This window comes from Oxalobacteraceae sp. CFBP 8761 (assembly GCA_014841595.1).
GTDB lineage: Bacteria > Pseudomonadota > Gammaproteobacteria > Burkholderiales > Burkholderiaceae_D > Telluria.
The window spans coordinates 1,810,368-1,828,309 of the sequence record JACYUE010000001.1; the positions used below are offsets into that span (position 1 = coordinate 1,810,368).

The window sequence follows — 17,942 nt, forward strand, 5'->3', positions numbered from 1 at the left end:
ATGCGCGCCCTGCGACTTGCCCTCATCGCCGCCACCCTGGTGGCCGGCCTTGCCAACGCGTCGCCAACCGCGCCGCGCGATGGCGCGGACTTCACGACGCTGGCCACACCGCAGCCGACCCAGGCCGAGGGCAAGAAGGTCGAGGTCATCGAATTCTTCGCGTATCACTGCGGCGCCTGCAATGCCTTCGAACCGACGCTGAAGAACTGGGTCAGGCAGCAGGGCGACCGCATCGCGCTGCGCCGCGTGCCGCTGCCGTTCCAGGGCCCGGCCGATCCGGAAGCGCGCCTGTTCCTGACGCTCGAAGCGATGGGCAAGCTCGAGGCGTATCACGGGCGCGTCTTCAATGCCGTGCACGTCGAGCGCAAGCGCCTGATGAAGGACGCCGACATCATCGCGTGGGCCGGCGCGAATGGACTCGACAAGTCGGCGTTTGCCGACACGTGGAACTCGTTCGGCGTCCAGACCAGGCTCAAACGCCTGAGCCAGATCGTCGACGCCTACAAGGTCACTGGCACCCCGACCATCGTCATCGACGGCACGTATGTCGTGTCGCCATCGCAGGTACAGCAGGCGAACAGGATCCAGGATGCCGGTGACGTCATGGCGGCGACCGGACAGGTGATGGATGCGCTCGTGGTGAAGGCAGCTGCCACCCGGTAAAGCGTGCCGGGCCGGATGTGCAATGAACAGGGGCGTCCCATGCTGTTTTCCACCGACTTCGTCCTCCGCCCTTATGTTCCTGGCGACGCGCCGGCACTGGTTGCGGCCATCGTCGAATCGACACCGACGCTCGCGCCGTGGATGCCCTGGGCGACAGCGCAGTTTTCAATGAACGATGCCCTTGCCTGGATCGCGACCTGCGAGAAAGGACTGGCGGAAGCGACGTGCTTCGAGTTCGCTATCTTCGACCGCGCATCCGGCATGTTTGTCGGCGGCTGTGGCCTGAACCAGATGAACGCAATGCATGGGTTCTGCAACCTTGGTTACTGGGTGCGCCAATCGTGGCAGCGCAAAGGCGCAGCGTCGGCAGCCATCCGCGCGCTTGCCGATTACGCCTGGACGGAACTGGAGGTGCAGCGTCTCGAAATCGTGGTGGCCGTCGGTAACGACGCCAGTCTGAACGCCGCCCGCAAGACCGGGGCATTCGACGAAGGCATCGCGCGCAAGCGGCTCAAACTGGGCCAGCAGTGGGTGGACGCCCACATGCTGTCACTTGTCAAACCGTGAGCGCAAGAAAAAGGGGCCTCACGGCCCCTTGATCCTCCCAATCATCTGATCAGTCGCGGCGCTTGCGCGTCGTCTTGACCTTCGCTACCTTGCGGTTCTTGGTGGCCTGGACCTTCGACTTGACGAGCTTGGTGCGGGCTTTCGCCTTGGCTTTCACACTGCCGGCGCTGGCCTTGATGCGTGGACCGCCCGACGAGGCGCGTGCGGCGCGCGCGACGCGGGCTACCGGTGCTGCGTCGCCGGTCATGAAACGGCGGATGTTCAGTGCGTCGAGCACGCGGGCCGACGAGGCGCCGGCGTTCAGCAGCACCAGCGTTGCCTTCTTGCCGGCGGCCGTGATGTTCATGATCAGGCAGCGGCCGGCTTCGTTCGTGTAGCCGGTTTTTGACAGGCCGATGTCCCAGCCCTTGGCGCCGACCAGGCGGTTAGTGTTGTGGTACTCGACGCCGCGGCCGTTGATGTCGATCATTTCCTTCGTCTCGGTGGTCATGCGCACGATATCTGGGTAGCGGACCGAGGCGACGGCCATCTTGACCAGGTCGCCTGCGGTGGAGCGGTTGTGCGGCGACAGGCCGGTAGGCTCTTCGATCGTGGTCTGGGTCATGCCGAGCGCGCGGATCTTGCGGCGCACGGCCGCCTTGAAGGCTTCGTTGCCGCCCGGGTACGTGCGGGCCAGTGCGGCGGCGGCGCGGTTGTCCGAGGACATCAGCGCCAGGTGCAGCACATCGCTGCGCGAGATGCTGGCGCCAACCGGCACGCGCGAGCTGCTGAACTTGACGCGGTCGACGTCGTCGCGGTCGATCTCGATCTGCTCGTTCATGTCGAGCTTGGCGTCGAGCACGACCATGGCCGTCATCAGCTTGGTCAGCGATGCAATCGGGACGACGGTGTCGGCATTTTTTTCAAGGAGGATTTTGCCGGTGTCGTTTTCAACGACGAGCACGGACTGGGAGCCGAACGGCACGGCGAATGCCGCGGCCGACAACGTCATCAGGGCCGTGGCGAACAGGTGTTTGATCATGTCTGTCTGGAATCTGGGTTGAGGTTGATGGAGCTGGGCGCCGGGCGGCGCGGATCAACATCTGTTTCTAGAGCAACTAGAAGGCAGGCAAGATAGCATCCATCCGCCAGGCATGTCTATGGTGCACAAGAAAATTCCCCTGTCTAAACCCAATTTTCTATCGAAATAGGGCATTGCAGGTGCATATTATTAATAGGGTATGTCGCACGGAAATGTCGATTGACTTGGTTAGTGTGACCAACTGCAAAGGCGCAGTCAACGTTAAATAGAGACTAGCTTTGAACTGACGAGTAGTTCAGTGGTCCAACCCCTGTCCCCAGCGTCAGGAGTCGATCATGAAAGCGCCACGTTTCAAAGGCTGGTTCGCAAAACTGCCTTCGCTGAACCAGCCGCAGCGCCGGCAAGTGCTCGATGCCCTGCATCCTGCAGCCGGACTCGATCAGGTGGTTGCGCTCATCACTGAGGTTAGAGCGCCAGGCCGTTGTTGCCCCAGATGCGGCAACGGGCACTGCTACCGGCATGGGTTCGCCAACGACTTGCAGCGCTACCGCTGCTGTGCCTGCGGCCGCACCTTCAATGACCTGACCGGCACGCCACTGGCGCGGCTGAGGCTCAAAGACAAATGGCTCGCCTATTCGCAGGTGCTGCTCGATTCACTGACCGTGCGCAAGGCGGCAGATCGAGTCGGCGTACACCGCAATACCGCCTTTCGCTGGCGCCACCGCTTCCTGCACTGGGTCAAGCTCGACCGGCCCGCAGTCCTCAACGGCATTGTCGAGGCTGACGAAACATTTCTGCTCGAGTCACAAAAAGGTTCGCGCACGCTCGATCGGCCACCGCGCCGCCGTGGCGGCCATGCTGCCAAACGGGGCATTTCCGGTGAACTCGATTGCATCCTGGTCGCGCGCGACCGCGAAGGGCGCACCATCGATGCCGTTACTGGGCGCGGTGCCCTCAAGACTGCCCAACTCGAGCGTGACTTGCTACCCAGGCTCGATGGGCAGGCCTTGCTGGTCAGTGACGGCCATCCCGCTTACCGCGCCTTCGCACGCAAGCACAGGATCGCGCACGAGGCGGTCAATGTGCGCGCCGGTGTGCGTGCAAGGCGCCTGGGCAGCCTTGCCATCCACGTACAGAACGTGAACGCTTACCACCAGCGCTTCAAGGCGTGGCTACAGGGCTTTCGTGGCGTGGCATCGCGCTACCTGCCCAATTACCTGGGCTGGCGCTGGGCGCTGGATGGGGAGCGGGTTATTTCGCCGGAACAGTTGCTTCGCGTTGCCATCAGCGTCATCAACAGATAACGCTGACTGAGCCAATGCAAACAGCCCTGCACATGGCAGGGCTGTTGTGAGGTGATGCGGATTACTTCGCGGTGTAGATCTTGTCGAACTCGCCGCCATCGTCGAAGTGACGCTTTTGCGCTGCGCGCCAGCCGCCGAAGACTTCGTCAACCGTGAACAGGCTGATCGGCTTGTAGTTGGCCGCGTACTTCTTCATGACCGCTTCCGAGCGAACGCGCATGAAGTGCTTGGCCCCGATTTCCTGGCCCACCGGGCTGTACAGGAAGTTCAGGTAAGCCGTAGCAGGCTGACGCAGCTTCTGGCGATCGACGACCTTGTCGACGACGGCCACCGGCGACTCGGCCAGGATCGAGCTGGTCGGGTAGACGACTTCGAAGTCGTTGCCGAATTCCTTGCGCACCATGCTCACTTCGTTTTCGAACGTCACCAGCACGTCGCCGATCTGGCGCTGGGTGAAGGTGGTGGTCGCAGCGCGGCCGCCACCGTCCAGGATCGGCACGTTCTTGAAGATCTTCGAGACCAGGTCGCGGGCAGCGGCCTCATTGCCGCCTTTCTTGATCACGGAACCCCACGCACCCAGATAGGTGTAGCGGCCGTTGCCGGCGGTCTTCGGATTCGGGATGATCACGGCCACGCCGGGGCGCGCCAGGTCTTGCCAGTCGCGTACCTGCTTCGGGTTGCCCTTGCGGACCAGGAACACCATCGTCGAGTAGTAGGGCGCGGCATTGTTCGGGAACTTCTTGGCCCAGTCTTTTGCCACCAGGCCGCGGTCGGCCAGCATGTCGATGTCATTGGCCTGGTTCATGGTCACGACCGACGCCGCCAGGCCATCGGCCACGGCGCGCGCCTGCTTGCTCGAGCCGCCGTGCGACTGCTTGACTTCGACCGTCTGGCCGCTTTGCTGCTTGTAGGATGCGATGAACGCCGGGTTGATTTCTTTGTACAATTCACGGGCGACGTCGTACGACACGTTCAGCAGCTCGGGCCCGGCGGCGCTGGCGTGCAGCGGCACGGCGCTGCCAGCAGCCAGGACCAGCGCCAGGATCGAGCGGCGCAGCGTGTTCGGAGGGGTGATGCGCATAATGTGGTCTCGCTTGCTTGAAGTTGGAGTGACAGCGTGCATGTTCCCCGATGCGGCCGTCAAACGGAACAATACTTTCGTCATATGGTTATGCCCATCATGCGCTTGTCCCTGCCGCCAGCAGGGTCGTTGCCTTTCAGTGTATAGTCGAGCCCGTGTTAAGCCGGGGATGCCATCTGTCGCCACCTCACGCCTTTGTACCGTATTTATGTTGATGATCGATGTCCACGCGTATTGAAATCCGCAAGGCAGTTCCCGCCGACGCCGCGCCAGCCTGCAATCTGCTGCGCCGCTCCATCGAGGAAGGCTGCAGTGCCGACCACCATGGCCAGCCAGCAGTACTCGACGCCTGGCTCGGCAACAAGACGCCGGCCACCGTCGCCGCCTGGTTTGCCGCGCCCGCCAATTTTGCCGTCGTTGCCGAGAGTGAAGGGCGGATGGTCGGGTTGACGCTGCTGACCCCGGCCGGCAAGGTGGCGCTGTGCTACGTGCTGCCCGATGCGCTGCGCTGCGGCGTGGGCCGGGCACTGCTGGCGGCGGTCGAAGAGCAGGCGCGTGCCTGGAATATCAGCAAGCTGCATCTGCACAGCCCGGCTGGCGCAAGCGCGTTCTTCGAGCGCCACGGCTACAGCAATGCGGGCAAGGAAAAATCCTGTTTCGGCCTCGATAGCGACCTGATGTGGAAGCGGCTCGACGGCGCCAGCGAAGGCGGCGCGCGCAAGCGCTTCTGCAACTGCAGCGACTGAACAGTCGACCAACGCGCACGCTGCACGCCCCCAGCACGCCACGCAGCGCTATCCATGACGAATACGCTATAGTACGGCCCATCGATATTCACGAGTCACACCAACGCATATATGGCTTCCCGCAGAGACTTCCTCCATCAGGGCGCGCGCCTTGCCGCCATCGGTGTCATCGGTGCGCCGTTGGCCGCCGCCGCAACTGACCTCCAACCGCCACCTGACCTGTTCGATTCGCAGGCGCTTGACCTCGATTTCTGGGTCAAGCCACGTACCTTGTCGGTCACGCGCCCGCAAAGCGGCGAGACGGCCAACGTGCTGTACTGGAAAGACGGCGAAGTCATCGAGTCGGCATACCAGGAGCTGTGCCATCTGCTGCGCGACGTGAACGGCAAGGCCTCCGCCCCCATCGATCCGAAGCTGTTCGAGATGCTGTGGAGCACCCAGGCCTTCATCGCCCGTTTCGGCATCATCAAGCCGCTCGAGATTTTGTCGGGCTACCGTTCGCCGGCATCGAACGCGCGCCTGCGCGAGCAGGGCATCCCGGCGGCTCGCCAGTCGCTGCACCTGGTCGGCAAGGCTGCCGATATCCGGATCGCCAACCTGAACGAAGAAGTGCTCGGTGGCCTGATCAAGAGCTTCCGCGGCGGCGGTGTCGGCTACTACTACCGCAGCGGTCCGCGCGGTGGCTGGATTCACGCCGATACGGGCCTGGCGCGTACCTGGAAAGGCTGAGTTCGCGGCCGCAGCCCCGTGTCGGGTCTGCGGTGTGCATGCGCTGCAACGGTGCGTGCGTGTTTGCTAACCTGGGCTAGTATGGACAGCAAGTGCCGGGGCGCCGCCCCGGTGGTGTCCATGTCACTTTTCCAGGAGGCTCTGATGTCAACAATCAATACCCCAACCATGGATCGCCGTTCGATGCCCGATCGTCGCGTGACGGCGCGTACGCATGGCCGCTCCGCCATGTCTGCACTGGATTATATTGCGATGGTGCTATTGATTATTGGTGGCCTGAACTGGGGCATGGTCGGCCTGTTCGACATCGACATGGTCGGCGTGCTGTTCGCGCCGGGTTCGACGCTCACCCGCGTCGTCTACGTGCTCGTTGGCCTGGCGGCGCTGTACTCGGTGGTCACGATGGCCAAGATGGCCGGCAGCAAGCGCGCGTAAGTGGTCATTCGCATTGGCCTGATCGCCGACACGCACGGCCTGCTGCGTCCACAGGCGCTCGACTTTCTGCAGGGTAGCGATGCCATCCTGCACGCCGGCGACATCGTCGATCCGGCCACGCTCGAGCGCCTGGCCGGGATTGCACCGCTCACGAGCGTGCGCGGCAACAACGACAGCGGTGCCTGGGCCCGGGCATTGCCTGACGTCGTCACGGTGAACTTTGGTGGTGTCGCCATCCACATGCTGCACGACTTGAAGGAGCTTGCCATCGACCCGGTGGCAAGTGGCGTGCGCGTCGTGGTCACCGGTCACACGCACAAGCCGGCCTGCATCGAGCGGGGCGGTGTGCTGTATGTCAATCCGGGTGCGGCGGGGCGGCGCCGGTTTACGCTGCCCGTGTCGGTCGGCGAACTCATCATCGATGATGGGCATGCAAGCGTGCGGCTCGTGACGCTCGATATCCCATGATGCAAGCGTGACCCTGGCAAACGTGGACCTGGCCCGCGGCGATGGAAATTGCCGTAAGATACGCCCCGTCCCCTTTTGCTTGCAGCACATGACCCTCCCGCCCGAACAACCACCCCGCTTCAAACCCCGTCCCTGGACCGCGCTTGAGACGCCGCAAGACGTCGAGCTCTGGATTGACGAGCACAACGCCGCCATGCAGGAACTGATCACGCCGCAGGAAACGGGCGTTGGCATCTGTTTCGCTATTGCCGAAGGCGGCCTCGTGCACATGCAGACGACGGCCGACGCCATTCTGCTCGACGTCGACAGCGATGCCGCCTGGATCGCGCCCCTGATCATGGCCGCCACCGGCGCCGAGCAGCCGCGTGGTCAGATCTGGGTGCTGCCGGACGATAAGCTCGTCCAGCTGATCCTGGGCTTGTCGACGCTCGTACAAAGCACCACGCTGGTCACGGGCCACAACTTCGGACCAGGTTCGCGCCCCAGCTGGTAGAGGTGTCAGTAGGGCAGTCCCGTGACTTCCAGCGGCAATTGCCAGACGGCGCCGGCGCCGGTGATGTACAGCGTCTTGCCGTCAGTGCCACCGAACGCCACATTTGTCACATTGGCGTCGACCCGGATCGTCGCCAGTTCGCGGCCCTGCGGCGAGAACACGCGCACGCGCTTGGGTGCGTGTTCCGTCACATACAGGTTGCCATGGCAGTCCAGCGTCATGCCGTCGCCATTCTCGATGCCCTTGATCAGATCACGCCCCGCCTGCGGCACGCCGTTCTTGATCGGGTAGGCGCGGACCGCGCCATCGCTCGCGTTCACGTACAGCGTCTTGCCGTCGAGTGACAGGGCAATCCCGTTCGGATTCTTGCGCGAGCCGTCGACCAGTGTCACTGCGCCATCCGCCCCTACGCGATAGATACCGGTCACCGGCTGGCCGCCGGGCGCTGCGGCTTTCTGATAATCCGGATCCGTGAAGTAAATCGTGCCGTCAGCCGCAATGGCGATATCGTTCGGCGAATTGAAGACCTGCCCTTGGAACTGTGAAGCGACACCCGTGCGCTTGCCGTCCGCCAGGTCGTAGCGCGACAGCGCCTTGTACTTGTGGGTGGCCGCGACCAGTTTCCCTGCGGTGTCGACCGCCAGTCCATTGCTGCCCGCGTCCTCGATGGCGGTGGTCACGTCACCGCCCGGCGTGTACTTGCGCACGCGTGACGGAAAACCCTGGCTGAAGCTGAAGTCCGAAAAATACAGCGCCCCGTTCATCCATACCGCCCCTTCGTACAAGCCTGGTTCGCCCCGCGACGGCGTGATCGCCGCAATGCGCTCGGCTTTCAGTTCGCCCGACGGGGCCTTGCCACTGCAACTGGCGGCCGGGGCAGCCAACACTGCTGGCGAGAGGATAGCGGCGACACTGGCGGCAAGCATCAGGCGGACGAGCGGAATGCGACGTGGGGCACGACGGGGGGACAAGGACATGGGCAACTCCTGGCAAAGTGAACGTTAGATGAGGGCGGTGATACCGCTATCATTTCAAATGAATCAATTGTATCCTTCTCTCCACAAGACGATAACATTCCCGCAACCTTATTGGAGGAGACAAGCATGATCGATTTACAACGGCGCGGCCTGGTCATGGCTGCAGGTGGCGTCCTGGCGGCAAGCGCAGTAAACCCGGCCTGGGCCAGCACCGGCCGCAAACTCGGCTACGCGATCGTGGGCCTGGGCGGCTATGGCCTGGGTCGCATCATCCCGCAGTTCCAGAATTGCCAGCACAGCCGTCTCGTGGCGCTTGTCAGCGGCGACCCCGCCAAGGCAAGAAAGGTAGCGCAGGAATACGGCGTGCCTGAACGCGGCATCTATTCGTACAGCGATTTCGACCGCATCCGTGACAACCCGGACATCGACATCGTGTATATCTGCCTGCCCGTGTTCATGCACGCCGAGTACACGATCCGCGCCGCGCAAGCCGGCAAGCACGTCATGTGCGAAAAGCCGATGGCCATCAATCCAGCGGAGTGTGAACAGATGATTGCTGCCTGCCGCAAGGCCGGCAAGAAGCTGATGATCGGCTACCGCTCGCGCTTCGAGCCGCATAATGTCGAAGCTATCCGCCTGGCACGTGCCGGCGCGATCGGCACGATCCGCTACTTCCGCTCCGAGCACGGCTTTGTCGCGGGGGACGCGAACACCTGGCGCATGAAGAAGGCGCAGTCGGGCGGCGGCTCGCTGATGGACATCGGCATCTATGCGCTGCAGGCGGCGCGCTACATGACCGGCGAAGAGCCGGTGGCCGTGTTCGCCAAAGAAACGACCAACCGCAGCGACCCGCGTTTCCGTGAAGTGGAAGACATGATCGACTTCCAGCTCGAGTTCCCGTCCGGCGCGATCGGCTCGTGCATGTCGATGTACAGCGCCAACCGCAACCAGTTCGTGCTGATGGGCGACAAGGGCCGCATTGAACTGGAACCGGCCACTGCCTACAGCGGCCAGCGCATGTGGGTGGGCCAGGAACGCAGCGACAAGACCGAGGTCAAACCCCCACCCGGACCGTACGCGAACCAGTGGGTTGGCCAGCTCGACCACATGGCGCAGTGCGTCATGCAGAACCGCGAGCCGCTGGTTCCTGGCGAAGAAGGCCTGCGCGACATCCGCATCATCGAGGCCGTGTACCGCTCGGCGCGCGAACAGAAGCGGATCGTCGTGCGGTCCTGACACTGGCCCATCCTGCTGCTTTTCGGTTATAACGTATCTTTGACCGCGCGGGGGCAAGGGGATGGCCGAAGGGATCGCAAACGGGGGGCGGCGCCGGGTGCTGGGGCAGTTGCTGGCGCTGCCAGCGTCAGCCGCACTATGTACGCCATCGGCGGGCGCGGCGGGCCTGGCAGACCAGGCAGACCAGGCAGATTCACCCGGCCAACGGGGCACGCTGCGCATCGCGCTCGAGGGCACCTATCCCCCCTTCAATTTCAAGGATCCGGCGAGCGGGCAATTGACCGGTCATGACATCGACGTGGCGCACGCGGTCGCGACGCGCATCGGCCTCGAGCCGCAATTCGTGCTGACCGAATGGAGCGCGATCCTGCCGGCGGTGCGTGCGGGCAGGGTGGACGTGGCCATCAGCCAGGTCATCATCACGCCACAACGCACGAAAACGTTCGACTTTTCCGCGCCCTATTGCTATTCGCAGTCCCAGCTCATCGTGCGCAAGAACGAGCGCGCTACTTACCGCACGCTGGCCGACCTCAAGGGCCGCACACTGGGCGTGCGACAGAACAGCGTGTTCGAGCAGCAGGCCAGGGCGGTCCAGGGTATCAACATCAAGCGTTGTCCGGCCGCGCCCGAGAATCTGCAGGACCTGGCCTTTGGCCGCATCGACGCATTGCTTGACGACAGCCTGATGGTGCATTACCTGATCCGCAAGACGCAGCTTCCACTGAAGGCCGGTGCCCGCATCGGCACTCCTGAGCCCGTTGGCATCGCCCTGCGCAAGAGTCGTCCGGCATTCAAACTGGCGATCGACAAGGCGCTGCGCGAGGCGCGCTCCGATGGCACGCTGCGCGCGTTGTCGCTCAAGTGGTTCGGTCACGACGCCAGCAGCATGCCGCCATCCTGACGGCGCAAAAAAAAGCGCGGCCCAGTCATGGTGCCGCGCTTTTGTGTGGACAGTGCCACGTCAGCGTTGTTTGTCCTGCTTGCCTTGCCAGTCGCTCTGCTGGTCCATTTGCCGAGACCCGCTGCCCGGCGAACCCTGGTCGCGGCTGGCGCGGTCGGCATTCAGGTCGTCCAGCGCCGGGGTGCCGCCTGATGCATGCTGGCCACCATGTTGCTGGTTCTGCTGTTGGGCACCAGCGCCTTGCCGGCTGCCGGTGTCATGCTGCTTGCCCTCCTGCGTGCGGCCACTTTGCTGGCCGGTGGATTGCTTGTTACCAGCAATATCCTGCTTGCCGCCTTGCAGATTGCTGCTTTGCTGCATGCCGGGGTTTGAGCGCCCCGATGATTGGTCATTACTGCGTGTGGAATCACCCATCGCTGCCTCCTGCCACTGGTGTAGGAGCGACCCATGCTACGCCGTTCGCGTTGACCGCCAATCAGCAGATTGGCGGTGGTATTGCAGGATGATTCTTACAAAGTCAGCAATAAAAGCGGACGGCCCGGCAATCACATATTTGGATAATTCGGCCCGCCGCCACCTTCCGGTGTCACCCAGACGATGTTCTGCGTCGGGTCCTTGATATCGCAGGTCTTGCAGTGCACGCAGTTCTGGGCGTTGATCTGCAGGCGGTCGCCCCCGTCTTCGCGCTTGACGTACTCGTACACCCCGGCCGGACAGTAACGCTGTTCGGGCCCGGCGTACTTGGCCAGGTTGACGTCGACCGGCACGCTCGGATTTTTGAGCGTCAGGTGGATCGGCTCGTCTTCGCGGTGGTTGGTGTTCGAGATGAACACCGACGACAGCTTGTCGAAGGTCAGCTTGCCATCCGGCTTCGGGTAGACGATCGGCTTGAAGTGCGAGGCCGGCTTCAGGCATTCGTGGTCGGCATGCTTGTGGTGCAGCGTCCAGGGCGCCTTGCCACGGAACACGATCTGGTCGATGCCCGTCATGATCGTGCCCAGGACCAGGCCCTTGCTCATCCACGGCTTGAAGTTGCGCGCGACATGCAGCTCTTCGTGCAGCCACGATTGTTCGAACGCTGCCGGGAAGCTCGTGAGCTCGTCGCTCGTGCGGCCTTCGCCCAGCGCGGCAAACGCCGCCTCGGCCGCCAGCATGCCGGTCTTGATCGCTGCGTGGCTGCCCTTGATGCGGCTGGTGTTCAGGAAGCCCGCATCGCAGCCGATCAGCGCGCCGCCCGGGAATACCGTTTTAGGCAGCGATTGCAGGCCGCCTGCGGTAATCGAACGCGCGCCGTACGAGATGCGCTTGCCGCCTTCGAAGAAACCGCGGATGGCCGGGTGCGTTTTATAGCGCTGGAATTCTTCGTACGGCGACAGATACGGATTCTGGTACGACAGGCCGACGACATAACCGACCGCGACCTGGTTGTTTTCCAGGTGGTACAGGAACGAACCGCCGTAGGTATCGTTCGGCAGTGGCCACCCGGCGGTGTGGATCACCAGACCCGGCTGGTGCTTGGCCGGATCGATTTCCCACAGTTCCTTGATGCCGATGCCGTAGGTTTGCGGGTCCTTGCCTTTGTTCAGCTCATACTTGGCCATCAGCTGACGGCCCAGATGGCCGCGCGAGCCTTCGGCGAAGAACGTGTATTTGGCATGCAGCTCCATGCCAAGCTGGAATTCGGGGCCGGGCTCGCCGTCACGTTTCATCCCCATATTGCCGGTTGCGACGCCCTTGACCGAGCCGTCTTCGTTGTACAGGATTTCAGCAGCCGGAAAGCCGGGGAAGATTTCCACGCCCAGCGCCTCGGCTTGCTGACCCAGCCAGCGCACCACATTGGCCAGCGAAATCACGTAGTTGCCGTGATTGGCCAGTGCAGGCGGGATGGCGAATGCCGGCGTGGCATACGACTTGGTCTCGCTCAAGAACAAAACGCGGTCTTCGGTCACGGCGGTATTGAGCGGCGCGCCTTTTTCTTTCCAGTCGGGGATGAGTTCGTTGATCGCGCGTGGGTCCATCACGGCGCCGGACAAGATGTGCGCGCCCAGCTCGCCGCCTTTTTCCAGCACGCAGACCGTGACTTCCTGGCCTTTTTCAGCAGCCAGCTGTTTCAGGCGAATCGCCGCCGACAGGCCAGCCGGGCCGCCGCCGACCACGACGACGTCGTATTCCATCGCTTCGCGCGGGCCGTATTGTTCGAGAAAGTTCGTTGTCTCTGTCATGGTTTTTTTGGGAAAGGGATGACGGTAATCAGAAAATAGCACGAGTGTGCGGGTTTTCGCTGTTCATTGCAATATCGCGGCCATTGTAAAGGCATTATTAGAAGGGACAATCGAATACCGGACATTTGTGGGATCATGGTGCTTTCGCAACTCGTGATCGTACTTACACCGGGGAGTCGGACGTGGGCATTGAAGTCAATTTCGAAGGAAAGATCGCCATGGTCACTGGCGCATCGAGCGGCCTGGGCGCCCGTTTCGCCAAGGCCCTGGCCGGGGCCGGCGCCCAGGTCGTGCTGGCGTCGCGCCGCGTCGAGCGTCTCAAGGAGCTGCGCGCCGAAATCGAAGCCGATGGCGGCGCCGCGCACGTGGTGCGGCTCGACGTGACCGACCTCGGCAGCATCAAGGCGGCCATAGCCCATGCTGAAACCGAGGCAGGGCCGATCGATATCCTGATCAACAACTCGTCCGTATCATCCACCCAGCGCCTGATCGACGTGGGCGAGGATGACTACACCTACATCATGGACACCAATTTGCGCGGCGCGTTCTTCGTGGCCCAGCAAACCGCCAAGCGCATGATCGCGCGCGCCAAGGGCGATCCACGCAAGCAGCATCGCATCGTCAATATCGCTTCGGTGGCGGGCTTGCGGGTACTGCCGCAGATCGGCGTGTACTGCATGAGCAAGGCTGGTGTGGTGCAGATGACCAAGGCGATGGCGGTGGAGTGGGGCAAGTACGGCATCAACGTCAACGCCATCTGCCCCGGCTACATTGCCACCGATGCAAACGAAGATTATTTCGAGACCGAGCAGGGCCGCAAACTTGTCGAGATGTTGCCGCGCAAGCGCGCCGGCCGGCCCGAAGACCTCGACGGCCTGCTGCTGCTGCTGGCCGCCGAAGAAGCCCACTTCATCAACGGCGCCATCATCACGGCCGACGACGGCATGATGGCGCACTAAACGCCAGGAACCACAGAATGAGTAGTGAGACTACCGCACCGATGCTGGTGCACACCATGCGCATGCCAATCCGCTGGGGCGACATGGACGCCATGGGGCACGTCAACAATACCAATTACTTCCGTTATATCGAGTCGGCCCGCATCGCCTGGCTCGAGCAGGTCGGCGGCTTGCCCGACTCGCGCGACCAAGGTCCCGTCATCGTCAACGCGTCGATGAACTTCCTCAAGCAGCTGACTTATCCAGGCGAGATCGAGGTGCGTACCTTCATTGCGCCGCCGGGGCGCTCGAGCATCGAGGTGTCGCACGAAATCCGGTTGCTGGACGCTGACGGCGCACCGGGCGAGCTGCACGCCAACGGGATGGCCAAGGTGGTGTGGGTCGATTTCAAGGTGGGCAAGTCGGCCCCGTTGCCGGCTGCGCTGCGCAGCGTCTTCCCGGCGGCGTGACCGCCGTGGTCTGCATTGACCGCGACCGGCTCGCGCTCGAGGATATCGTCGCCATCGCGCGCGGGACGGCGCGGCCGGTGCTCTCGCCCGACCCGGCCTTTCGCGCTTTTATTCAGCGCGGCGCCGACTTCCTCGACCGGCTGTTGCTTGAAGACGGCGCCATCTATGGCGTGACCACCGGCTATGGCGATTCATGCACGGTGCCGGTACCGCTGGCGCTCGTGACCGAACTGCCGCACCACCTGTACACCTACCACGGCTGCGGCCTGGGCAGCTTTCTGAGCCCGGCCGAGACGCGCGCCGTGATGGCCGCGCGCCTGGCGTCGCTGGCGAAAGGCTTTTCAGGCGTCAGCATCGACCTGCTCGAGCAGATCGTGCGCCTGTTCGATGCCGACCTGCTGCCACTGATCCCCAGCGAAGGCTCGGTCGGCGCCAGCGGCGACCTGACGCCGCTGTCCTATCTCGCGGCCGTGCTGTGCGGCGAACGTGAGGTGCTGCGCAGGGGCGTGCCGATGCCAGCTGCCGATGCGCTGCGCGAGGCCGGCATCGCGCCACTGCGCCTGCGGCCGAAGGAGGGCCTGGCGATCATGAACGGCACCGCCGTCATGACGGGCCTGGCCTGCCTGGCCTGGGACCGCGCCGCCTACCTGACGCGCCTGACCACGCGCATCACGGCGATGGCCTCGTTTGCGCTGGACGGCAATGCCCATCACTTTGACGAGACGCTGTTCTCGGTCAAGCCGCATGCGGGGATGCAGGACGTAGCCGCGTGGCTGCGCGCCGATCTGGCGTATTCCGGCCAGCAGGAGCGTAATGGCAAGCGCCTGCAAGACCGCTATTCGATCCGCTGCGCGCCGCATGTGATCGGCGTGCTGGCTGACGCGCTGCCGTTCTTTCGTACCATGGTCGAGAACGAACTCAATAGCGCCAACGACAATCCGATCATCGATGCCGAGGGCGAGCGCGTGCTGCATGGCGGGCACTTCTACGGCGGCCATATTGCGTTCGCAATGGACAGCATGAAGAATGCCGTCGCCAACTTGGCCGACCTGCTCGACCGGCAACTGGCGCTGCTGGTCGATCCGCGCTACAACGCCGGGCTGCCCGCCAACCTGTCGGGCATGGAGGGCGAGCGCGCTGCCATCAACCACGGCCTCAAGGCGCTGCAGATCAGCGCCTCGGCCTGGACCGCGGAAGCGCTCAAGCTGACGATGCCGGCATCGGTCTTTTCGCGTTCGACCGAATGCCACAACCAGGACAAGGTCAGCATGGGCACGATTGCGGCACGCGACTGCCTGCGCGTGCTGGAACTGACCGAGCAGGTGGCCGCGGCGCTCTTGATCGCCGTGCGCCAGGGCGTCTGGCTGCGCTGCCGGCTCGAGCCGGAGCGGGTACTGCCGGCGCCACTGGCGCAGATGCAGGCGCAGCTGGGGCAGGACATTGCGCCGGTGCGTGAAGACCGGCGTCTTGATGGCGATCTGCGTTTGCTGCTGGAGCGCATGCGCGAACAGCACTGGCAGCTGTACCTGTAATCGCGCGAAGGTGGATCGGGGCTCTGGTGGCCCGCTAGCCCGCACCCACCAGCTTGTGCACCAGTTCCACCGACGTCGATGCCGCAAACTTGCGCATCAGGCTGGCGCGGTGCATTTCGACCGTGCGTGGACTGAGGTCGGTTTCGCGCGCGATGATCTTGCTGGTCTTGCCCTCGACCAGCAGCGCGGCGATCTCTCGCTCGCGCGGCGTCAGTTGCGCCGTCACGGGCCGCTTCTCGCTGACATCCTCGAAGATCCAGACGCCGGCGCCCAGGGGCTCGAGCGGGGACAGCGCACGGCCCGTCACATGGCACCAGAACAGCTCGCCGTTGGCGCGGCGCATGATGCGCTCGTCCGAGTAGCGCCCCTTCGCGTTCATGATGGGGATGATGCGGTCACCCGTGCGCAAAAATTCGTCCATGGTCGGATACAGCACCGAGAACGACGAGCCGGTCAGGTGCCCGGCCGGATGGCCGAACATCGCCGCCAGCGCGCCATTGCAAGCCTCTATCACCCGGTCGCGCGAGATGCACATGCCCACTGGCGCGTGCTGGAAAATCATCTCATAGTCAATCGTGTGCGGCAGGTTCATGTGAGGCGGGTCAGGGCGTGGTTCGTTGGCGTGCAGGTGGCGCAGGATGGCGGTAGTTCTACGGTATTGTGCACGGGCTGCCGGTATTCTATGCTGAGACGGGTTCTCAAACTTATAAAAGGGACAGGTATGAATAAAGTGTATCCAGACGCGCGCTCGGCACTTGAAGGCGTCGTGCAGGACGGCCAGACCATCGCCGTGGGCGGGTTTGGCCTGTGCGGTATTCCGGAAGCCCTGATCGCAGCGCTGCGCGACTCGGGTGTCAAGCAACTCACCGCCATCTCCAACAACGCAGGCGTCGATGGCTTCGGCCTGGGCCAGTTGCTCGAGACACGCCAGATCAAGAAAATGATCGCGTCGTACGTCGGCGAAAACAAGGAATTTGCGCGCCAGTTTTTAGCCGGCGAACTCGAACTCGAATTCACGCCGCAAGGCACGCTGGCCGAGAAGCTGCGCGCCGGCGGCGCCGGCATCCCCGCCTTCTTCACCAAGACCGGCTACGGCACCATCGTCGCCGAGGGCAAGGAAACCCGCGAATTCCATGGCGAGCATTATGTGATGGAGCATGCGCTGTTCCCCGATGTGTCGCTGGTCAAGGCCTATATGGCCGACCGCTCGGGCAACCTCGTGTTTCGCAAGACGGCCCGCAACTTCAACCCCAACGTGGCCACGGCCGGCAAGATCTGCATCGTCGAAGTCGAGAAGCTGGTCGAGACCGGCGAGATCGATCCCGACCACGTGCACACCCCGGGCATCTTCGTGCACCGCATCGTCCACAACCCGTCGCCCGAGAAGCGCATCGAGCAGCGCACCGTGCGCACGGTGAGCAACTAAGCGCTTTAACCCGACGACAGAAACGGAGACAACAACATGGCATGGACTCGTGATGAAATGGCCGCGCGCGCGGCGCTGGAGCTGCAAGACGGCTTCTACGTGAACCTGGGCATTGGATTACCAACCCTGGTGGCAAACTATGTACCGAAGGATATCGAGGTCTCGCTGCAGTCTGAAAACGGGCTGCTGGGCATCGGCCCGTTCCCGACGGAGGATGCGGTCGACGCCGACCTGATCAACGCCGGCAAGCAGACCGTGACGGCGCTGCCGGGCTCGGCCTACTTCAGCTCGGCCGATTCGTTCGGCATGATCCGCGGCGGCAAGATCAACCTGGCGATCCTGGGTGCGATGCAGGTGTCGGAAGAAGGCGACCTGGCCAACTGGATGATTCCGGGGAAAATGGTCAAGGGCATGGGCGGCGCGATGGATCTGGTGGCCGGCGTCAAGCGCGTGGTCGTGGTGATGGAACATGTCGCCACCGCCAAGGATGGCTCCACCAGCCACAAGTTGCTGAAGAAATGTGATCTGCCGTTGACCGGTGTTGGCGTGGTCGATCGCATCATCACCGATCTGGGCGTGCTCGACGTGACGCCTACCGGCTTGAAGCTGGTCGAGCTGGCGCCCGGCGTGAGCGTGGACGAGATCGTCGCAGCGACTGGTTGCGAACTCGACGTGTCTTCCGTCCAGCACGCGTAGCCGTCGCCGAACGTAGGGTGGGGGGCTATGCCGCCCA

At 63.4% G+C, this 17,942-nt stretch carries 21 protein-coding genes; 15 read left to right on the forward strand and 6 right to left on the reverse strand.

Annotated elements, in window-relative coordinates; translation table 11 throughout:
• Both IFU00_07985 and IFU00_07990 read left to right on the forward strand, forming a co-directional pair.
• Nucleotides 1-663, forward strand: a complete 663-nt coding sequence (locus tag IFU00_07985; protein MBD8542216.1) for a thiol:disulfide interchange protein DsbA/DsbL — start codon at nucleotides 1-3, stop codon at nucleotides 661-663.
• A gap of 39 nt (nucleotides 664-702) precedes the next feature.
• Complete coding sequence (locus IFU00_07990; GenBank protein MBD8542217.1) at nucleotides 703-1,230, forward strand: GNAT family N-acetyltransferase; 528 nt, start codon at nucleotides 703-705, stop codon at nucleotides 1,228-1,230.
• Between the two features lie 49 nt (nucleotides 1,231-1,279).
• Here the strand turns inward: IFU00_07990 and IFU00_07995 are convergent, their stop codons facing one another.
• The gene (locus IFU00_07995; protein ID MBD8542218.1) at nucleotides 1,280-2,251 is read right to left on the reverse strand and encodes a serine hydrolase; all 972 of its coding nucleotides are present in this window, start codon (nucleotides 2,249-2,251) and stop codon (nucleotides 1,280-1,282) included.
• A gap of 335 nt (nucleotides 2,252-2,586) precedes the next feature.
• On the opposite strand from IFU00_07995, the gene IFU00_08000 reads away from it, so the two are divergent.
• Complete coding sequence (locus IFU00_08000) at nucleotides 2,587-3,555, forward strand: IS1595 family transposase (GenBank protein ID MBD8542219.1); 969 nt, start codon at nucleotides 2,587-2,589, stop codon at nucleotides 3,553-3,555.
• A 61-nt stretch (nucleotides 3,556-3,616) separates the two neighbouring features.
• Here the strand turns inward: IFU00_08000 and IFU00_08005 are convergent, their stop codons facing one another.
• Nucleotides 3,617-4,636, reverse strand: coding sequence for a sulfate ABC transporter substrate-binding protein (locus IFU00_08005; GenBank protein MBD8542220.1), 1,020 nt, complete (start codon nucleotides 4,634-4,636; stop codon nucleotides 3,617-3,619).
• A 221-nt stretch (nucleotides 4,637-4,857) separates the two neighbouring features.
• On the opposite strand from IFU00_08005, the gene IFU00_08010 reads away from it, so the two are divergent.
• The 5 genes from IFU00_08010 (at nucleotide 4,858) to IFU00_08030 (ending at nucleotide 7,507) form a co-directional block, all read left to right on the forward strand.
• The gene (locus tag IFU00_08010; GenBank protein ID MBD8542221.1) at nucleotides 4,858-5,382 is read left to right on the forward strand and encodes a GNAT family N-acetyltransferase; all 525 of its coding nucleotides are present in this window, start codon (nucleotides 4,858-4,860) and stop codon (nucleotides 5,380-5,382) included.
• 111 nt (nucleotides 5,383-5,493) lie between these two features.
• On the forward strand, nucleotides 5,494-6,111 hold the full coding sequence (locus IFU00_08015; protein ID MBD8542222.1) for a DUF882 domain-containing protein: 618 nt from the start codon (nucleotides 5,494-5,496) through the stop codon (nucleotides 6,109-6,111).
• A 144-nt stretch (nucleotides 6,112-6,255) separates the two neighbouring features.
• Nucleotides 6,256-6,546 carry a DUF378 domain-containing protein gene (locus IFU00_08020; GenBank protein MBD8542223.1) on the forward strand — a complete coding sequence of 97 codons (291 nt, stop codon included), beginning with the start codon at nucleotides 6,256-6,258 and terminating at the stop codon, nucleotides 6,544-6,546.
• Nucleotides 6,547-6,552: 6 nt separating this feature from the next.
• Nucleotides 6,553-7,014 carry a metallophosphoesterase family protein gene (locus IFU00_08025; protein MBD8542224.1) on the forward strand — a complete coding sequence of 154 codons (462 nt, stop codon included), beginning with the start codon at nucleotides 6,553-6,555 and terminating at the stop codon, nucleotides 7,012-7,014.
• An 88-nt stretch (nucleotides 7,015-7,102) separates the two neighbouring features.
• Nucleotides 7,103-7,507 (forward strand): hypothetical protein, encoded by a 405-nt coding sequence (locus tag IFU00_08030; GenBank protein ID MBD8542225.1) that lies wholly within the window; start codon nucleotides 7,103-7,105, stop codon nucleotides 7,505-7,507.
• 5 nt (nucleotides 7,508-7,512) lie between these two features.
• Here IFU00_08030 and IFU00_08035 read toward each other — a convergent pair whose 3' ends face one another.
• Entirely contained in the window at nucleotides 7,513-8,484 is a 972-nt protein-coding gene (locus IFU00_08035) for an SMP-30/gluconolactonase/LRE family protein (protein MBD8542226.1), read from the reverse strand.
• A 126-nt stretch (nucleotides 8,485-8,610) separates the two neighbouring features.
• On the opposite strand from IFU00_08035, the gene IFU00_08040 reads away from it, so the two are divergent.
• Nucleotides 8,611-9,720 (forward strand): Gfo/Idh/MocA family oxidoreductase, encoded by a 1,110-nt coding sequence (locus tag IFU00_08040; protein MBD8542227.1) that lies wholly within the window; start codon nucleotides 8,611-8,613, stop codon nucleotides 9,718-9,720.
• A gap of 61 nt (nucleotides 9,721-9,781) precedes the next feature.
• Nucleotides 9,782-10,621, forward strand: a complete 840-nt coding sequence (locus IFU00_08045; GenBank protein MBD8542228.1) for a transporter substrate-binding domain-containing protein — start codon at nucleotides 9,782-9,784, stop codon at nucleotides 10,619-10,621.
• A gap of 60 nt (nucleotides 10,622-10,681) precedes the next feature.
• Here the strand turns inward: IFU00_08045 and IFU00_08050 are convergent, their stop codons facing one another.
• Complete coding sequence (locus IFU00_08050) at nucleotides 10,682-11,035, reverse strand: hypothetical protein (protein ID MBD8542229.1); 354 nt, start codon at nucleotides 11,033-11,035, stop codon at nucleotides 10,682-10,684.
• A 131-nt stretch (nucleotides 11,036-11,166) separates the two neighbouring features.
• On the reverse strand, nucleotides 11,167-12,843 hold the full coding sequence (locus tag IFU00_08055) for an electron transfer flavoprotein-ubiquinone oxidoreductase (GenBank protein ID MBD8542230.1): 1,677 nt from the start codon (nucleotides 12,841-12,843) through the stop codon (nucleotides 11,167-11,169).
• A 182-nt stretch (nucleotides 12,844-13,025) separates the two neighbouring features.
• Between IFU00_08055 and IFU00_08060 the strand changes: the two genes are divergently transcribed.
• Genes IFU00_08060 through IFU00_08070 form a run of 3 tightly spaced genes read left to right on the forward strand, consistent with a single transcriptional unit; the run spans nucleotide 13,026 to nucleotide 15,783 of the window.
• Nucleotides 13,026-13,802 carry an SDR family oxidoreductase gene (locus tag IFU00_08060; protein MBD8542231.1) on the forward strand — a complete coding sequence of 259 codons (777 nt, stop codon included), beginning with the start codon at nucleotides 13,026-13,028 and terminating at the stop codon, nucleotides 13,800-13,802.
• 41 nt (nucleotides 13,803-13,843) lie between these two features.
• Nucleotides 13,844-14,251 (forward strand): acyl-CoA thioesterase, encoded by a 408-nt coding sequence (locus IFU00_08065; GenBank protein ID MBD8542232.1) that lies wholly within the window; start codon nucleotides 13,844-13,846, stop codon nucleotides 14,249-14,251.
• Nucleotides 14,248-15,783 carry an aromatic amino acid lyase gene (locus IFU00_08070; GenBank protein ID MBD8542233.1) on the forward strand — a complete coding sequence of 512 codons (1,536 nt, stop codon included), beginning with the start codon at nucleotides 14,248-14,250 and terminating at the stop codon, nucleotides 15,781-15,783. Before IFU00_08065 ends, IFU00_08070 begins: the two co-directional genes overlap by 4 nt.
• Before the next feature lie 34 nt (nucleotides 15,784-15,817).
• On the opposite strand, the gene IFU00_08075 is transcribed toward IFU00_08070, so the two are convergent.
• A complete protein-coding gene (locus IFU00_08075) occupies nucleotides 15,818-16,375 on the reverse strand; it encodes a PAS and helix-turn-helix domain-containing protein (GenBank protein MBD8542234.1) in 558 nt (185 codons plus the stop codon).
• A 129-nt stretch (nucleotides 16,376-16,504) separates the two neighbouring features.
• On the opposite strand from IFU00_08075, the gene IFU00_08080 reads away from it, so the two are divergent.
• Both IFU00_08080 and IFU00_08085 read left to right on the forward strand, forming a co-directional pair.
• Complete coding sequence (locus tag IFU00_08080) at nucleotides 16,505-17,209, forward strand: CoA transferase subunit A (GenBank protein MBD8542235.1); 705 nt, start codon at nucleotides 16,505-16,507, stop codon at nucleotides 17,207-17,209.
• A gap of 36 nt (nucleotides 17,210-17,245) precedes the next feature.
• Nucleotides 17,246-17,905 (forward strand): CoA transferase subunit B, encoded by a 660-nt coding sequence (locus tag IFU00_08085; protein ID MBD8542236.1) that lies wholly within the window; start codon nucleotides 17,246-17,248, stop codon nucleotides 17,903-17,905.
• Nucleotides 17,906-17,942: the final 37 nt, after the last annotated feature.

What these genes read in the sequence shown, in the direction of transcription:
- IFU00_07990 (MBD8542217.1), top strand. Translation starts at nt 703, where the DNA reads ATGCTGTTTTCCACCGACTTCGTCCTCCGCCCTTATGTTCCTGGCGAC.
- IFU00_08010 (MBD8542221.1), top strand. Translation starts at nt 4,858, where the DNA reads ATGTCCACGCGTATTGAAATCCGCAAGGCAGTTCCCGCCGACGCCGCG.
- IFU00_08065 (MBD8542232.1), top strand. Translation starts at nt 13,844, where the DNA reads ATGCTGGTGCACACCATGCGCATGCCAATCCGCTGGGGCGACATGGAC.
- IFU00_08080 (MBD8542235.1), top strand. Translation starts at nt 16,505, where the DNA reads ATGAATAAAGTGTATCCAGACGCGCGCTCGGCACTTGAAGGCGTCGTG.
- IFU00_07985 (MBD8542216.1), top strand. Translation starts at nt 1, where the DNA reads ATGCGCGCCCTGCGACTTGCCCTCATCGCCGCCACCCTGGTGGCCGGC.
- IFU00_08005 (MBD8542220.1), bottom strand. Translation starts at nt 4,636, where the DNA reads ATGCGCATCACCCCTCCGAACACGCTGCGCCGCTCGATCCTGGCGCTG.
- IFU00_08045 (MBD8542228.1), top strand. Translation starts at nt 9,782, where the DNA reads ATGGCCGAAGGGATCGCAAACGGGGGGCGGCGCCGGGTGCTGGGGCAG.
- IFU00_08050 (MBD8542229.1), bottom strand. Translation starts at nt 11,035, where the DNA reads ATGGGTGATTCCACACGCAGTAATGACCAATCATCGGGGCGCTCAAAC.
- IFU00_08055 (MBD8542230.1), bottom strand. Translation starts at nt 12,843, where the DNA reads ATGACAGAGACAACGAACTTTCTCGAACAATACGGCCCGCGCGAAGCG.
- IFU00_08075 (MBD8542234.1), bottom strand. Translation starts at nt 16,375, where the DNA reads ATGAACCTGCCGCACACGATTGACTATGAGATGATTTTCCAGCACGCG.
- IFU00_08040 (MBD8542227.1), top strand. Translation starts at nt 8,611, where the DNA reads ATGATCGATTTACAACGGCGCGGCCTGGTCATGGCTGCAGGTGGCGTC.
- IFU00_08000 (MBD8542219.1), top strand. Translation starts at nt 2,587, where the DNA reads ATGAAAGCGCCACGTTTCAAAGGCTGGTTCGCAAAACTGCCTTCGCTG.
- IFU00_08030 (MBD8542225.1), top strand. Translation starts at nt 7,103, where the DNA reads ATGACCCTCCCGCCCGAACAACCACCCCGCTTCAAACCCCGTCCCTGG.
- IFU00_07995 (MBD8542218.1), bottom strand. Translation starts at nt 2,251, where the DNA reads ATGATCAAACACCTGTTCGCCACGGCCCTGATGACGTTGTCGGCCGCG.
- IFU00_08015 (MBD8542222.1), top strand. Translation starts at nt 5,494, where the DNA reads ATGGCTTCCCGCAGAGACTTCCTCCATCAGGGCGCGCGCCTTGCCGCC.
- IFU00_08035 (MBD8542226.1), bottom strand. Translation starts at nt 8,484, where the DNA reads ATGTCCTTGTCCCCCCGTCGTGCCCCACGTCGCATTCCGCTCGTCCGC.
- IFU00_08020 (MBD8542223.1), top strand. Translation starts at nt 6,256, where the DNA reads ATGTCAACAATCAATACCCCAACCATGGATCGCCGTTCGATGCCCGAT.
- IFU00_08085 (MBD8542236.1), top strand. Translation starts at nt 17,246, where the DNA reads ATGGCATGGACTCGTGATGAAATGGCCGCGCGCGCGGCGCTGGAGCTG.